General features: G+C 60.4%; 16 protein-coding genes. 11 read left to right on the top strand and 5 right to left on the bottom strand.

Features of this window, described 5'->3' with window-relative positions; genetic code table 11:
* Nucleotides 1-102: 102 nt before the first annotated feature.
* Complete coding sequence (locus tag ATH90_RS12380) at nucleotides 103-1,728, bottom strand: methyl-accepting chemotaxis protein (protein ID WP_034104656.1); 1,626 nt, start codon at nucleotides 1,726-1,728, stop codon at nucleotides 103-105.
* A gap of 233 nt (nucleotides 1,729-1,961) precedes the next feature.
* Here ATH90_RS12380 and ATH90_RS12375 point away from each other — a divergent pair, with 233 nt between their 5' ends.
* Together ATH90_RS12375 and ATH90_RS12370 are read left to right on the top strand one after the other, a co-directional pair.
* On the top strand, nucleotides 1,962-3,389 hold the full coding sequence (locus ATH90_RS12375; protein ID WP_034104654.1) for a nucleobase:cation symporter-2 family protein: 1,428 nt from the start codon (nucleotides 1,962-1,964) through the stop codon (nucleotides 3,387-3,389).
* 12 nt (nucleotides 3,390-3,401) lie between these two features.
* Nucleotides 3,402-3,863 (top strand): LEA/WHy family protein, encoded by a 462-nt coding sequence (locus ATH90_RS12370; protein WP_098466376.1) that lies wholly within the window; start codon nucleotides 3,402-3,404, stop codon nucleotides 3,861-3,863.
* Nucleotides 3,864-3,926: 63 nt separating this feature from the next.
* On the opposite strand, the gene ATH90_RS12365 is transcribed toward ATH90_RS12370, so the two are convergent.
* Nucleotides 3,927-4,853, bottom strand: coding sequence for a carbon-nitrogen hydrolase family protein (locus ATH90_RS12365; RefSeq protein ID WP_034104653.1), 927 nt, complete (start codon nucleotides 4,851-4,853; stop codon nucleotides 3,927-3,929).
* Between the two features lie 153 nt (nucleotides 4,854-5,006).
* On the opposite strand from ATH90_RS12365, the gene ATH90_RS12360 reads away from it, so the two are divergent.
* On the top strand, nucleotides 5,007-5,900 hold the full coding sequence (locus tag ATH90_RS12360; protein WP_098466375.1) for a LysR family transcriptional regulator: 894 nt from the start codon (nucleotides 5,007-5,009) through the stop codon (nucleotides 5,898-5,900).
* On the opposite strand, the gene ATH90_RS12355 is transcribed toward ATH90_RS12360, so the two are convergent.
* Entirely contained in the window at nucleotides 5,893-6,147 is a 255-nt protein-coding gene (locus tag ATH90_RS12355) for a hypothetical protein (protein ID WP_003190904.1), read from the bottom strand. The genes ATH90_RS12360 and ATH90_RS12355 overlap by 8 nt on opposite strands.
* Nucleotides 6,148-6,310: 163 nt before the next feature.
* Between ATH90_RS12355 and ATH90_RS12350 the strand changes: the two genes are divergently transcribed.
* Nucleotides 6,311-6,640 carry an ElaB/YgaM/YqjD family protein gene (locus tag ATH90_RS12350; protein WP_098466374.1) on the top strand — a complete coding sequence of 110 codons (330 nt, stop codon included), beginning with the start codon at nucleotides 6,311-6,313 and terminating at the stop codon, nucleotides 6,638-6,640.
* A gap of 37 nt (nucleotides 6,641-6,677) precedes the next feature.
* Here the strand turns inward: ATH90_RS12350 and ATH90_RS12345 are convergent, their stop codons facing one another.
* Together ATH90_RS12345 and ATH90_RS12335 are read right to left on the bottom strand one after the other, a co-directional pair.
* Complete coding sequence (locus ATH90_RS12345; RefSeq protein WP_034104646.1) at nucleotides 6,678-7,715, bottom strand: Ldh family oxidoreductase; 1,038 nt, start codon at nucleotides 7,713-7,715, stop codon at nucleotides 6,678-6,680.
* Between the two features lie 388 nt (nucleotides 7,716-8,103).
* Entirely contained in the window at nucleotides 8,104-8,373 is a 270-nt protein-coding gene (locus ATH90_RS12335; RefSeq protein ID WP_098466373.1) for a PepSY domain-containing protein, read from the bottom strand.
* Nucleotides 8,374-8,526: 153 nt separating this feature from the next.
* Between ATH90_RS12335 and ATH90_RS12330 the strand changes: the two genes are divergently transcribed.
* From ATH90_RS12330 to ATH90_RS12300, 7 genes are all read left to right on the top strand, one after another.
* Entirely contained in the window at nucleotides 8,527-9,522 is a 996-nt protein-coding gene (locus ATH90_RS12330) for a FecR family protein (protein WP_069023357.1), read from the top strand.
* Between the two features lie 329 nt (nucleotides 9,523-9,851).
* Nucleotides 9,852-10,301, top strand: coding sequence for a hypothetical protein (locus ATH90_RS12325; protein WP_034104638.1), 450 nt, complete (start codon nucleotides 9,852-9,854; stop codon nucleotides 10,299-10,301).
* The gene (locus tag ATH90_RS12320; RefSeq protein WP_034104636.1) at nucleotides 10,301-10,852 is read left to right on the top strand and encodes a hypothetical protein; all 552 of its coding nucleotides are present in this window, start codon (nucleotides 10,301-10,303) and stop codon (nucleotides 10,850-10,852) included. Before ATH90_RS12325 ends, ATH90_RS12320 begins: the two co-directional genes overlap by 1 nt.
* 67 nt (nucleotides 10,853-10,919) lie before the next feature.
* Nucleotides 10,920-11,663 (top strand): hypothetical protein, encoded by a 744-nt coding sequence (locus ATH90_RS12315; protein WP_034104634.1) that lies wholly within the window; start codon nucleotides 10,920-10,922, stop codon nucleotides 11,661-11,663.
* Nucleotides 11,664-11,724: 61 nt separating this feature from the next.
* Nucleotides 11,725-12,405 (top strand): C39 family peptidase, encoded by a 681-nt coding sequence (locus ATH90_RS12310; protein ID WP_034104632.1) that lies wholly within the window; start codon nucleotides 11,725-11,727, stop codon nucleotides 12,403-12,405.
* Between the two features lie 42 nt (nucleotides 12,406-12,447).
* Nucleotides 12,448-13,194: a hypothetical protein gene (locus ATH90_RS12305; protein WP_034104630.1), complete on the top strand. Its 747-nt coding sequence runs from the start codon at nucleotides 12,448-12,450 to the stop codon at nucleotides 13,192-13,194.
* Between the two features lie 49 nt (nucleotides 13,195-13,243).
* Nucleotides 13,244-14,542 carry an autotransporter outer membrane beta-barrel domain-containing protein gene (locus ATH90_RS12300; protein WP_034104628.1) on the top strand — a complete coding sequence of 433 codons (1,299 nt, stop codon included), beginning with the start codon at nucleotides 13,244-13,246 and terminating at the stop codon, nucleotides 14,540-14,542.
* Nucleotides 14,543-14,565 lie beyond the last annotated feature (23 nt).

Genomic DNA, 14,565 nt, shown 5'->3' with positions numbered 1-14,565 from the left:
GGGCGGGCTTGCCCGCGCTAGCACGCTAACAGCCAGTACATCATTGACTGATCCAGCGCATCGCAGGCAAGCCAGCCCCCCACCTCAGACCCGCGTCGCTCGTTAGATAACGAACCGCGCCACCATCCCATTCAAATCCACCGCCAGGCGCGACAGCTCATGGCTGGCCGCGCTGGTCTGGTTGGCACCCGCCGCCGACTGGGTCGCCAGGTCGCGGATATTCACCAGGTTGCGGTCCACTTCACGGGACACCTGGGCCTGTTCTTCTGACGCGCTGGCAATCACCAGGTTGCGTTCGTTGATCAGGCTGATGGATTGGGTGATCTGCTCCAGGGCCACGCCGGCGGCGCGGGCCATTTCCAGGGTGGTCTGGGTGCGCTGGTTGCTCTGCTGCATGGACTGTACGGCTTCGCCGGTGCCGTTCTGGATACCGGCGACCATTTTTTCGATCTCCTGGGTCGACTGCGCCGTGCGATGGGCCAGGGCCCTCACCTCGTCGGCCACCACCGCAAAACCACGCCCGGCTTCACCGGCACGGGCAGCTTCGATGGCCGCGTTGAGCGCCAGCAGGTTGGTCTGTTCGGCAATCGCACGGATCACGTCCAGCACCTTGCCGATATCACGCCCTTGAGTCGCCAGGCCTTCGATCATCGCCGCCGTGTTTTGCACATCCTGGGTCATGGTCTGGATCGCGCCGACGGTTTCCATCACCCGGTCGCGGCCTTCGCGCGCGGCCTGGTTGGACTGCCCGGACGCTTCGGACGTCGACACCGCATTGCGCGCCACTTCTTCCACCGCTGCCGTCATCTCGTTGACGGCCGTAGCCGCCTGGTCGATTTCATTGTTCTGTTGCTGCAAGCCTTTGGAGGCTTCTTCGGTCACCGCGCTCAACTCTTCAGCGGCGGACGCCAGCTGCGTGGCCGAACCGGCGATATGCTGGATGGTCTGGCGCAAATTGGCCTGCATGGTCGACAACGCGCTGAGCAAACGTGCGGGTTCATCCTTGCCATCGTCTTCGATGGTCTTGCTCAGGTTGCCACCGGCGATGGTTTCGGCGAGTTCCACGGCCCTGCGCAGCGGCGTGACAATGCTGCGGGTGAGGAGCCAGGCCAGCAATACGGTAAGCAGCGCGGCGACGACCGACACGGCGATCACACCGGTAATCGCGCCCTGGTAACTTTGCCCGGCGTCATCGTCGGCTTGCTTGGCGTCGGCCGCGTTGATGGCAATGAGCTTGTTCAGTTGCTCGCCCATCTGGTCGGTGCCGTCCTTGATCCGCGAGTTGATCAGGGCGCGCATTTCATCGACCTTGCCCTGCTTGGACAGCGCCAACATGTCGGCCTGGGCCTTGAAGTAGTTGTCCAGGGTCGTCATGAACGTCTTGTACAGTGCCGCCTCCTCCGGGCCAGCAGGCAGTGCAGCGTAGGTGGCCTGGGCCGTCTTGACCTTGTCGGCGAGCACACCTATGCGGGTTTCGGCTTCTTGCAGGCTGGCAGGCTCGCGGTTGACCAACACGCGGAACGACAGGATGCGCAGGCGCAGCACGTTCTCTGTAATAACAGCCAGTGAAGTCACGCTGGGCAGCTGGTTCAGGCTCATGCCAACCGAAGACTGGCGGATCTGTGTCATGCGGTTGACCGCAAACACCCCCAGTAAAACCACTAACAACGCAATGAAGGCGAAACCGAGAAACGCTCGAGGAGCAATATTCAACTGGCGAAGGGACATAGGGGTGCTCTCAGAAGGAGTGTCTGCAAGCGTCCCTGCCGCGAAACGATCCGTCAGCGTCAACGCGCTGCTCAGACCTTGGTCACCACTGTTGTAATAAGTATGTGGGCCTATACGCGGTATCGGCAGGGCCAGGGGTTTTGCGTAGGGGCTCTATAAATATTTTTTTACACTTCTGACAAAAGGCAGTTTCTGGCATCCTGCGCCTCCATTTTCTGACCCGAGCCCGCATTTTGTCTGACGCTCAAGCCTCCCGCCCCCGCTATAAATCCGACCTGATCTACGGCCTGGAAGACCGCCCGCACTTCACGGCCGCCATTTTTGCCGCCTTGCAGCACGTGCTGGCGAGTTTTGTCGGGATCATCACGCCCACGCTGATCGTTGGTGGTGTGCTGGGCCTGGAAAGCGAAGTGCCCTACCTGGTGAGCATGGCGCTGTTTGTGTCGGGGCTCGGCACCTTTGTGCAAGCGCGCAAGTTCGGCCCGATCGGCTCCGGGCTGTTGTGCCTGCAGGGCACCAGCTTCTCCTTCATCAGTGTGATTCTCAGCGCGGGCTTTATGGTCAAGGCCCGGGGCGGCGGCACCGATGAAATCCTCTCGACGATCTTTGGCATCTGCTTTTTCGCGGCGTTTATCGAGGTGGTGCTCAGCCAATTCATCGGCAAGCTGCGCAAGCTGATCACCCCGGTGGTCACCGGCACCATCATTACCCTGATGGGCCTGTCGCTGATCAAGGTGGCGGTCACCGATATGGCCGGCGGTTTTGGCGCCAGCGACCTCGGCGCCGCGAGCAATATGGGATTGGCCGCGCTGGTACTGCTGACCATCGTGGTGCTCAACCGCTTCAACAATCCGTTCCTGCGCCTGGGTTCGATCGTGATCGGCCTGACCCTGGGTTTCGTGGTCGCCTGGTGGCTGGGGCGCGTGGACATGGCGGCACTGCCCCAGGTGCCGCTGATCAGCGTGCCGGTGCCGTTCAAGTACGGCTTCTCGTTCGACTGGGTGGCCTTTATCCCGGTGGCGGTGATCTTCCTGATTTCGCCCCTGGAGGCAGCTGGTGACCTGACCGCCAACTCGATGATTTCCCAACAGCCGGTCAAGGGCCCGCTGTATATCAAGCGCATCAAGTCCGGCCTGTTGGCAGACGGACTCAACTCGGCGATGGCCGCCACCTTCAACAGCCTGCCGATGGTGACGTTTGCCCAGAACAACGGCGTGATCCAATTGACCGGCGTGGCTAGCCGTTATGTGGCGTACTTCATCGCCGGCCTGCTGGTGTTGCTGGGCCTGTTCCCGATGATCGGCGCGGTGCTGCAACTGATGCCCAAGCCGGTGCTGGGCGGCGCGACCCTGATCATGTTCGGCACCGTGGCGGTGGCTGGCATCAAGATCCTCGCCGAAGCCGGGCTGCACCGGCGCAATGTGCTGATCGTGGCAATTTCCCTCGGCATGGGCCTGGGCGTCGCCGCCGTACCGGAAGTGCTGCGCGACCTGCCCAAGGCGCTGCATAACATCTTTGAATCGCCGATCACCGTGGGCGCATTCTGTGCAATCTTGCTGAACATTTTCCTGCCGGAAGAGTTCATAGAACTGGAAGAAGATGAATTTGATCCGGAGTCCTCTACCCTCAAAGTCATGCAGGACCCGGACGTCACGAAATAGGAGCACCTTTTAATGCGCAAGCTCATGGTTCTATCGCTGTTGCTGCTAACCCTGAGCGCCTGCGCCCTGTTTCCCAATCGCGACCCGGTGAACATCAACGTGGTGGGCATCGAGCCCCTGCAAAGCCAGGACCTGGAAGTGCGCTTTGCCGTGAAGCTACGGGTGCAGAACCCCAATGAGACGGCGATCGACTACAACGGCTTGGCCCTTGACCTAGAAGTCAACGGCCGGCCGTTGGCGTCGGGCGTGAGTGACCAAAGCGGATCGATCCCACGTTTTTCCGAGACCGTTCTGATGGTGCCGGTGAGTGTTTCGGCGTTTTCGGTGTTACGTCAGACCCTGGGCCTGAGCCAGACCCAAAGCTTGAACAACCTGCCGTATGTGCTGCGCGGCAAACTGGCGGGTGGCCTGTTCGGCACAATGCGCTTCGTGGACCGTGGCACGCTGGACCTGCCGAATACCGCCACCTGGTAAGCGCCATGCAACCGACACCTATTGGAGGCGCCGGCAAACCGGCTTCTACAGGCTTATCGGGTTTCAGTCGGTGATAGAGCGCACGCCGGGCTTGGCGCGCTCGTCCACCACCAACTCGAATATATCCGGCCGGGCGTAGTGCCCTACCACGTCATAGTCGTACCGCGCGCGCACCAACTCATCGGTATCGATGCGGGCCGTCAGCAGTCCCGCTTCACCGTGCAGTGGCCCGGCGAGAATGTCGCCCATGGGGCCGATGATCACGCTGCCACCGGCAATCAACGCACGGTCCGAAGGCCAATTGGCAATCTCCACGCCCAAGGCTTGCGGCGAGGCCTGCACCTGGCACGCACTCACGACAAAACAGCGGCCCTCATGGGCGACATGGCGCATGCTCACCTGCCACATTTCGCGCTCGTCCACGGTCGGCGCACACCACACCTGCACCCCCTTGGCATACATCGCCGTGCGCAACAGGGGCATCATGTTTTCCCAGCACACGGCGCCGCCAATACGGCCCACCGCAGCGTCGATCACCGGCAATGTCGAGCCATCACCCTTGCCCCAGATCAGTCGTTCGGTGCCGGTAGGCATCAGCTTGCGGTGCTTGGCCACCAGGCCACCGGCGGGCTCGAAGTACAACATGGTGCAGTACAGCGTGCTGCCACTGCGCTCGATCACGCCGAGTACCAGGCTGGCACCGGTACGTGCGGACAACCCCGCCAGCGCCTCGGTCTCTGCGCCGGGCACATCGATGGCGTTGGCGAAGTACCGTGCGTAGGCGTCACGACCTTCAGGCAGGCGGTAACCCAGTTGCGTACCGAAGCCTTCGCCTTTGGGATAGCCACCGAGCAGCGCCTCTGGCATGACCACCAGTTGCGCACCGCTGCGCTGGATGGCGTCCTCGTAGCTGAGGATTTGCGCCAGGGTCTCGGCCTTGCCGCCCGGCAACGCGCCAATCTGCAAAGCGGCCACAGTAGAAACAGGCATCACGATCACTCCGGATAAAAGACGGTAGTGCCCCTTCTGCACGAACGAGCTTGAGCGCGGAATACGGTATCAATCTCGCTCCTCCAGGGGGCGGGTTGCCCATTCTCCTGCGAGCGGCGATCATGAATAAAGCCCACTCCAGTGCTGAATGATATGCGCCAAATGAATATCGCCCAGGTCGATCTCAACCTGCTGAAAACCTTTGAAGCCTTGCATGACGAGTCCAGCGCCAGTCGTGCAGCGTTGCGCCTGGGCGTGACGCAATCGGCGATCAGCGCCGCACTGAGGCGTTTGCGCGATGTATACGGCGATCAATTGTTCGTGCGGACCGGCCGCGGCCTGGCGCCGACGTTGCGGGCCAATCAGTTGAAGCCGGTCATCAGTGAGGCGCTGGACCGCTGCCGGCAGAGCCTGGCGATGGTCAATCCGGATAACCAGCAGTATCAAGGCAGGTCCGTGGTGCTGGGGTTATCGGATGATTTCGAAATTGCCTATGGTCGTCGGTTGATCGCTGAAATCGCAGAGCGTGCGCCCAAGCTCCGGGTAATTTTCCGTCAGACCCACAGCCAGATCGTCGCAGGCGCGTTACTCGATCGCACCTTGGACCTGGCGATTACCGCCGGCGGTTTTGCCCACAGCCGGTTGAGCAGACAGGTGCTGGGGGAAGGTGATTACCGCTGCCTGGTGGATTCGGATCAGCACCAGATCAGCCTGGAGGCATTCGTCGCGCGCGAACATGTGCTGGTGTCTTCAGGCGGGTTTATCGGGATCACCGACGAGGGGCTGGCGGCGCAAGGGTTGAGCCGCCACGTGTGCGCATCCACCAGCCACTTTGCCGCGCTGCCCTTTTTGCTCAAGGGCAGCCAGGCAGTGGCGACCATTCCGGGACACGCCGCGCAGGCCATCGCCGAGATGACCGGACTGCGCGTGCTGCCCTGCCCGCTGGCGCTGCCGCGCTACCCGATCGAACTGGGCTGGCGTACCCAGGCGCAACTCGATCCGGTAGTGCTTAAAGTCCGTGAAGCGATTGTGGCGAGTTTTATTTAGCCGCGGCCATCAGCTTGTTGACTTCACTGCGCACCATGTTGGAAAACTCCGGGGGCGACATGCCGTCGAGTTCGGCACGTACCCATTCGGCCCACTTGCCCTTGCGCTTGGCACGTTCGCCGAACAATCGCGCCGCTTCGCCCTTGGCCTTGCCCAGGTTGGTTTGCCACAGGTCGTAGAGACGGGACTTTTCATCTTCCAGCTCGGCGCGTTCGGCGAGGGTCTTGTTGGCGAGATTGAAGCTCATGTTGAATTACCTGCTGCACAAATAGGCGACATCTTACACTGTAGGCCGGATTTTCCTGATCCGGATTTTGCCCCGCATCCGTGCACGGCAAAAAAACTGCAACTTTTGCCTTCGCCCGACACTCCATTGTTCACTGTCACATTCATCTGCAAGGAGTCACACAATGGCCCGCAAAACCGCCGCTCAAGCCGCCCAAGCTGTCGAAGATCAAATCAAGGATCAAGCCTTCAGCGAACTCACGGCGCTGATTGAAGAATCTGACAAACTGCTCAAAAGCAGCGCTGCCTTGGTAGGCGAAGAAGGTGAAACCCTGCGTGAGCAGGTCGCCATCAAACTCAAGCAAGCGCTGGAATCGGTGTCCAACGTGCGCGAGCGCAGCAAGCCAGTGGTCGACGCGACCGAAACCTACATCGGTGGCCACCCATGGCAGACCGTGGCCATCTCTGCCGGCTTCGGCCTGGTGGTCGGCCTGTTGCTGGGCCGCCGTAACTGATGTGCCAGGCGGCGGCGCCGATGGCGCCGCCACCTGTTCAATCGACCAGCAACGCCTGCAATTGCGCCAGCTCCTGCGCTTGCAGCTCAATCCCCTGCTGTTGCGACTTCATCCGTGTGCGATGACGTCGATCCCCCGGTAACCGCCGCAACCCCGCCGCATGCATCTGCCGCACCAGTTCCTGGCTGCGCTCGGCAAAGCTTTGCCCGGCGGTCTTGCTCGGGTCGATAACGATCAGCAATTGCCCGGTCCAAGGCGTGCGGGCACCCGGATGGTCGGCCCAGTTGAACTCGAACGAGAAGTTGCCGCCGGTCAAGGCCGCCGCCAACAACTCGACCATCATCGATAATGCCGACCCTTTGTGCCCGCCAAAAGGCAGTAGCGCGCCGCCTTCGAGTACGGCCTTGGGGTCTTGGGTGGGCTGGCCGAGACTGTCAACGCCCATGCCCGGCGGCAGGCGCTCGCCCTTGCGTGCGGCGATCTGTACGTCGCCGTGGGCGATGGCGCTGGTAGCGAGGTCGAACACAATCGGCAAGCCGTCGGCACGCGGCGCGGCGAAGGCGATGGGGTTGGTGCCGAACAGCGGCCGGTCGGCGCCATGAGGCACCACGCAGGTCATGCTGTTGACCACGCTCAATGCCACGAGCCCCTCTTCGGCGAAAGGCTCGACATCCGGCCACAGCGCGGCAAAGTGATGGGAGTTGTGAATAGCCAGCAGTGCGATGCCGGCGCTGCGGGCCTTGTCCACCAGCAGCGCGCGGGCCGCCTCCAGCGCCGGTTGCGCGAAGCCGTTACCGGCATCCACCCGCACGAAGCCGGACGCCACATCCGTGACCACAGGCACGGCCTTGCCATTGACCCAGCCACTGGCCAGCGTGCTGAGGTAACCGGGAATGCGGAAGATGCCATGACTGTGCGCGCCGTCGCGCTCGGCGCTTGCGCAATTGTGCGCCAGGATCGACGCAACCTCCGGTGAGGTGCCATGTTTGACAAATATGCCGTGCAGCAACCCCACCAGGTCATTGAAACCGATGAAGGCCGAAGGACTGTCAACTATCGGGGACTGGGCAGACATCTGTAGCTCCGATTTTATAATTGGAAGAGACAACAAGAATCCAGACCGCCGATTAAACAACGCCTCCCGTGCCTGCTGTCAACGGGCGCTTGCGATCCGCCCCGGTTATCGACCGCCACCTGCACGGCGCCCGCACGTTGCGTCGCGTCCTAGCGCCGCCACGTTGAAAGAATCTGCGATGGCACGACTCGGCCAGGCCTGCTTTTCTGATGAGTACCTGGGCACCACGCGCGACCGAACGCTCGAAAGCGCCCAAGGGTTATTCATGAGTAATCTTGAAAGAGGGGTGGACACCCTAGCGGCCAACACCGACTCGATCACTGACATGATCAGCCTGTTGGGCCTGGAACGGAATGCGGGAGCCTAGGCAGGCTCCCGGCGGGGAACGTCAGTCTTTCTGGTCACGCAGGATATTGCCCGAAGCGCCATCGATGCGCGCTTCATACACCGTGCCGTCGGACTTGCGCCCTTTGACTTCCCAATAGCCATTGTCGTCGGCTTCGGCTGCGTACACCTCGATGTAGCCGGCCTTGGTCTTGGCCACTTCGATCGCTTTCTCGATGGTGATCCAGCCCACGCCCGGCTTGTCGGCCATGGCCGCGCCAGCGCTGAGCAGCGCGGTGGTTGCACACAGGGCGACTAAGGTTTTCTTCAGCATATTCGTACTCCATTGTGGGAATGACAGACTCATGTCCTGAATTTTTTGGGCATCGCCAAACGAGAATAAGTTCCAATTGATGCGCAATCGCCATGATGGCTGTTCTCGGCATCCGCCTCGGGAGGTTAGAATGTGGGAAATCAGGATGAGTTAATGAGCGAAAAAGCCTTTTCAGAAGCCGAATATGACGCGATCACCGACGCCGCTGCGCATTGGTGCATGCGCTTGCACGCTCGTGATTGCACACCCGGCGAGCGTCAGGCTTTTACGCAATGGCACGATGCTCATCCGCTGCACGCTTTTGAATACGCGGCCATGCTCGAAATCTGGGAGGTCGCCGATCACCTGCCGCGCAGCGAATCGATCCCCGTGGTGGTGCGATCCAAGCGTCCCAGCCGTCTACGCACCTATGCGGTGGCAGCAGCGATTTGCCTGGTAGCCCTGCCACTGGCTGCCGTTACCGGTTGGGAAGCCGGATGGCTGCCGAGTTCCTATGAACGCTTCGACGCCACCAACGGGTTACGCCAGGTTACGCTGGGTGATGGCAGCCAAGTGGAACTCAACCTTGGCACCGAGCTGGTCTACAGCAACTACAAAGACCAGCGCCGGGTCACGCTGAAAAAGGGCGAGGCGTTCTTCAAGGTCAGCCATGACAGCAACCACCCGTTCATCGTGCACGCAGGCGCAGGCCAGGTACGCGTCACGGGGACCCAGTTCAACGTCTGGAAATATGAAGACCAAGTACGGGTGATGCTACTCGAAGGCTCGGTACAAATTGCCAGCGACTCAGTGCACGGCAGCGTGCCCCTCACCCCTGGCATGCAGGCCAGCTATCAACAGGGCGACGCCACCCCCCGCGTGCGGGCGATCAACCCGAACGACACCGCACTGGCCTGGCGCCAGGGCAAACTGGTCCTCGACAACCTGGCCCTGGCCGATGCGTTGCCACTGATCAACCGCTACCTGAACAAACCGGTGATGCTGGCCGACGCCAGTACCGGGGCGATTCGCATTGGCGGCATCTACAACATCAACGAGGTCAACAACCTCGTCCCCTCCCTGCCCAAGGTGTTGCCGGTCTACCTGACCCAGAACCAGGACGGCAACCCCGTACTCAACTCCATCCCGCGTAAAACCCCCAAAGGCTGAGCCCTCGCCAGCAGGCGCAGGCGTGTGCACGCCTGAAGTGTCCATTTTCTTTACAGCTGCCTGCCCTGGACCGCCCGTGGTGAGCGGATTCATCGTTTTGCCACGCGCGGTGTTACAGCACTGATACACAGAGGTGAAGCGATTGTGCAGTGGCTGGATAGCCAAGCCTGCGAGGGTCGCTGTCTCACGGCTGATACAGGGCGGCCATCATTTTGCCTGGTATTTATCGCAACCCCTTGAATAACCGAAACTAATAAAAAGCGGCACGGCTTCTGCTCTATCCCTTACAGCGCTGTTTAGGGTCAGCGCGAAGAATAAGGAATGCCGCCGTGATGACACTCACTCAAGGTTCGATGAACGTACTGCTGGTCAGCTGTGTACTCAGCGCCAGTATCAGTCTTCCGACCCTGGCAGGTGACGGTGTGATCGTGACAGGACGTGATGTCCAAGGCCACATGTACGGTCGGCCTTCATTCGGTAAAGACCCCTACCCCACGACCGCCAACGCCAATCCAAGCCGCGAGATCATAAACGCCACGGGCGAACTCAGCGACATGGACATTCGCGGTATCAGCAGCGGCTCGAGCATTACCCGCGCAGTCCTGCCAAACGGCAATATTCCTGGCCTCAACAGCACCCAAGGCAGTGTATCGACACTCGGCTCCGGGGCAGCGGTCGGGCACGGTGCCGGCGCCGCCATGGGCGGGCAGATCAGTGACTCGATCCAGCGTGGCATGGCGCCGTTGAACAACATCGGCAGCATGATGGGGGGCAAATAATGAAGCGCTCCCTGCTTATTCTGGCCCTGCTGGGCAGCACCTGTGCCATGGCCGACAACACCGCCGTGATCACCAATAGCGGCCAAGCCTACAACGGCAACCTGATGATCAACCAGGCAGCCGGCGACCAGCAGCAAACCGCCAATAACCGCGCCGTCGCACTCGGTGGCCAGGCCTCCACCCGCACGATCCAGAACATGAACGGCAAGGTCGACCCCTCGCTGAACGCCAAGGCGACGATCGAAGGCACTTCTTTTACCAATGGCAACGGCATGCTGGGCATCAACCAGTCAGCCGGGGCCAATAACCAATCAATCAATGCCGTGCGGATCAGCATCAACCCTGGCCCGCAAAGCATCGACGACAGCGTCCTGTTGCAACAGAACACGACGACGCTGGCAACCGACTCAGGGCTCACCCCCACCACTGGCAGCCGCCAGGTCGTGACAAGCGACCAGGCCTTCACCGGCAGCCGAGGAGTGATACAGGTGAACCAGAGTGCTGGGGTGGGGAACCGAGTGGCTAACACCCTGGGCATCACTATCAAGTAACAGCTTGGTAGCACACGTTAGACCGTACCAACACTTAACCAACTAATTAGAAGCAAGGAGAAACACCATGAAACCTCAAATGGCTCTGAAACCACTGGTTTTCGCTCTCGCCGCTCTCATGGCTGCTGCTGCTCAAGCAGGTGGCTGGCACCCTGCGCCTCAACCAACCGGCGTGGTTGCCTCCGTGGTTACGGATGTACAAAACAGCGTGGGCAACAAGTTCGACGACACCAAGACCGAAAATAACGCCTCTGCCGATAACTCGGTAAACGGCAACAGTGGTAACACCGGGGTTAACGTTCAAGCCGGCAGTGGCAACCAGGCCGACAACTCTGGCGCCATTTCCAGCGCCAAGGGTGACTTCGCAACCGTGTTCGCCGTGGTCGATGTGAATCAAAACAGCGCGCTGAACAACTTCGTCAGCAAAGGCATTCAGAACAACGCTTCGGTGGATAACGGCATCAACGGCAACTCCGGCAACGTGGGCTACAACGGCCAGGCCGGTCAAGGCAACCAAGGCAAGAACAACCTGGCAATCACCACTGCTGACGGTAAAAACATCGCAGCGGCCGCCAACACCGAGCAAAACTCGCTCGCCAACAACTACCTCAACACTGCGGCTACCAGCCACGGTTATGGCTATGGCAGCAAACCACAGTACGTGTCGAACAACTCCAGCCTCGACAACGCGGTTAACCGTAACTCCGGCAACGTGGGTGTGAACCTGCAATCGGGTTCCGGCAACCAAGGCAGCAACAGCCTGTCGATCGGTCAAGGTTGCACCGTCTGCGCCAGCGGCGTGCGCTTCTGATCCAATCGGGCCTTGGCAACAAGGCCCTTTTTTATTCCAGTGTCCAGCAGGTCACACGATCATGCGCCTCGCAACCCTCACCCTCCTGATGTTGCTCACCGGCCCAACCTGGGCAGGGACCATGGCGATCTCCGCCATGCCCGGCGGTGCAGTCATCTACAAGAAGGTCGAGAGTATCCGTGAACGCCGGTTCGCCAACCTGGTGGAACAGAAAACCGATTTCAGCTGCGGTGCTGCGGCACTCGCCACCATTCTGCGCCAGGGCTATTGGCTGGACGTAGACGAAGACCACGTCATCAAAGGCATGCTGGTCAATGCAGACCAGGACCTGGTACGTACCCAAGGCTTTTCCATGCTGGACATGAAGCGCTACCTCGAAAGCATCGGCATGCGTGCCCGGGGCTACAAGATCGGGCCAGAGACCCTGGTGACCGTGAAGATCCCCGTGGTGGTGCTGCTGGAGATTCGTGGCTACAAGCACTTCGTGGTGTTACAGCGCGCGGACAAGGATTGGGTCTATATCGGCGACCCGGTGCTGGGCCACAAGCGCTATTCACACGACGACTTCGTCAAGGGCTGGAATGGCATCGTCTTCGCCATATTGGGTGAAGGTTACGACAAGGCCAACGCCTTGCTCGACCCTCCTACCCCGTTGACCGCCAAGAACCAGTTGAATGAGTTCAGGCCGGTAGGCGATGCCGAGCTGATGGATTTCGGTTTCATCCAGAGCGACTTCTTCTAAACAAGAAGCGCAATAAGGGGCAGGACGCTCCAGGAGCTGAAGATGAACACTTCCCGTTGGCTGACGGTCTTGTGTCTGGCAGCCTCAATGCCCACTTACGCTTCTTCGGGGTTCAAGCCGATCGAGCTCAAGGATTCGGAAATGGCCGAACTTCGCGGCCGTTATGTGATGCCGGGGCGAATCATCAGCTTCGGTATTGTCATGAGCAGCACCTGGACCAATGCCGTGGGCGACACCATCACCGGCAAAGCCAGTATGCAAGTCGACTCATCGACCATTACCCCGCAGTTCTACGTACAAACCACCGGCGCCAGCGGCACCGGCACCAACCAGAACACCGGCACCGGTAATGTGGTCGGGGGTGCAGGCTTGGGCACCGGTACGGGTGTGACCCAAAGCGTGCGCACCGCCGGCGATGGCAATACCGCCTACAACAACGTCGGTATCAACGTCACTGAAAACGGCTTTGCACCGTCCAACATCGTTCAATCCGGGCAAGTACTGGTCGCCGGTGGCACAGTGACCGGCGACAGCGCGGCAGGCCGTGTGAGCGTCTCGGCCAACAACGGCGGCTTGCAGATGGCGATACAGGCCAACCATAACCAAGGCAATAGCCTCCAGCAGATCGGCAGCGGCCAAGTGCTGCAGGGCACGGTGTTGACCGGCAATACCAACTTCGTCAACAACATGACCCAACTCAATGTGGTGATGGGCAATAACGGCCTGAACGGCCCGGCCTTGAACTGCAATCTGGATCAACTTAAAGGCCTACGCACTCTCGGTTATTGAACTACGCTGACCCTCGACACTTACGCATTAGAAAAGGACGGCTTATTTCATGCATCGATCGTTATCGCTACGTGCGGTGGTCTGTTTAAGTACGCTCTTGCCCGCATCCATGTTGTATGCCGCGCCAGACGCCGATATCGATACACTCAAACAGGAGCTTCTGGAACTCAAGCAGCGGTACGAAGTGCAGCAAAAAGCCCTGGCAGTGTTGGAGCAACGGGTGCGCCAGGTGGAAGATCAACCGGCCACGGCAGCGCCCAAGCGCCTGGCCAAGTCTCCCGCAGACTTCCAGAAAGGCGGCAAGACCGTCGCTGGCACGGGCGCCGCAGCGGCATCCGGCGGCGCGGGCGGCGGCAGTTCTTATGGGCAGTCGCTCAAGGACGATTCGGCCCCGGCACAAAGCGTGAGCAACCTGTACAACGAAGCCAGTGGCTTCTTCGGGAATGGCAAGTTCAGCTTTGAAACCGGCATCACCTATGCGCGTTACGACGCCCGTCAGTTGACCCTCAATGGTTTCCTGGCCCTGGATTCGATCTTTCTGGGCAATATCAACCTGGACCGCATCAAGGCTGACAACTGGACGCTGGACTTGACCGGGCGCTACAACTTCGACAACCGCTGGCAGTTCGACGTCAACGTACCGGTGGTGTACCGCGAATCGACGTACCAGTCGAGCGGCGCCGGCAACGATGCGACGGCCACCTCGGAAGCCGACGTAACCCGCGATCCCACCATCGGCGACGTGAACTTCGGCGTGGCGTACAAATTCCTCGACGAAACCCCCACCTTGCCGGACGCGGTGGTATCGGTACGCGTCAAGGCACCTACCGGCAAAGAACCCTTTGGCATCAAGCTGGTCAGGCAAACCACCAACGACAACCTCTATGTACCTGAAAGCCTGCCTACCGGTAACGGCGTCTGGTCGATCACCCCGGGCATCTCGCTGGTCAAGACGTTCGACCCGGCGGTGCTGTTTGGCTCGCTCTCGTACACCCACAACTTCGAAGATTCGTTCGACGACATCAGCAGTGACGTCAACCAGAAAGTCGGCGGCAAAGTCAGGCTGGGCGACAGCTTCCAGTTTGGCGTCGGCGTTGCGTTCGCGCTGAACGAGAAGATGAGCATGTCGTTCTCGGTCTCCGACCTGGTGCAACGCAAGAGCAAGCTCAAGCCTGACGGCGGGGACTGGCAATCGGTGGTGTCCAGCGACGCGAACGCCGGCTACTTCAACGTGGGGATGACGATTGCAGCATCGGACAACCTGACGATCGTGCCTAACCTGGCGATCGGCATGACGGATGATGCGCCGGACTTTACGTTCAGCTTGAAGTTTCCGTATTACTTCTAGGCAATCGCGGGGCAAGCCCGCTT

Origin of the sequence: Pseudomonas lurida, from assembly GCF_002563895.1 — a bacterium.
Lineage (GTDB): Bacteria > Pseudomonadota > Gammaproteobacteria > Pseudomonadales > Pseudomonadaceae > Aquipseudomonas > Aquipseudomonas lurida.
The sequence above is the reverse complement of the archived record's forward strand: the minus strand, read 5'-3'. Positions and strand labels throughout refer to the sequence as shown.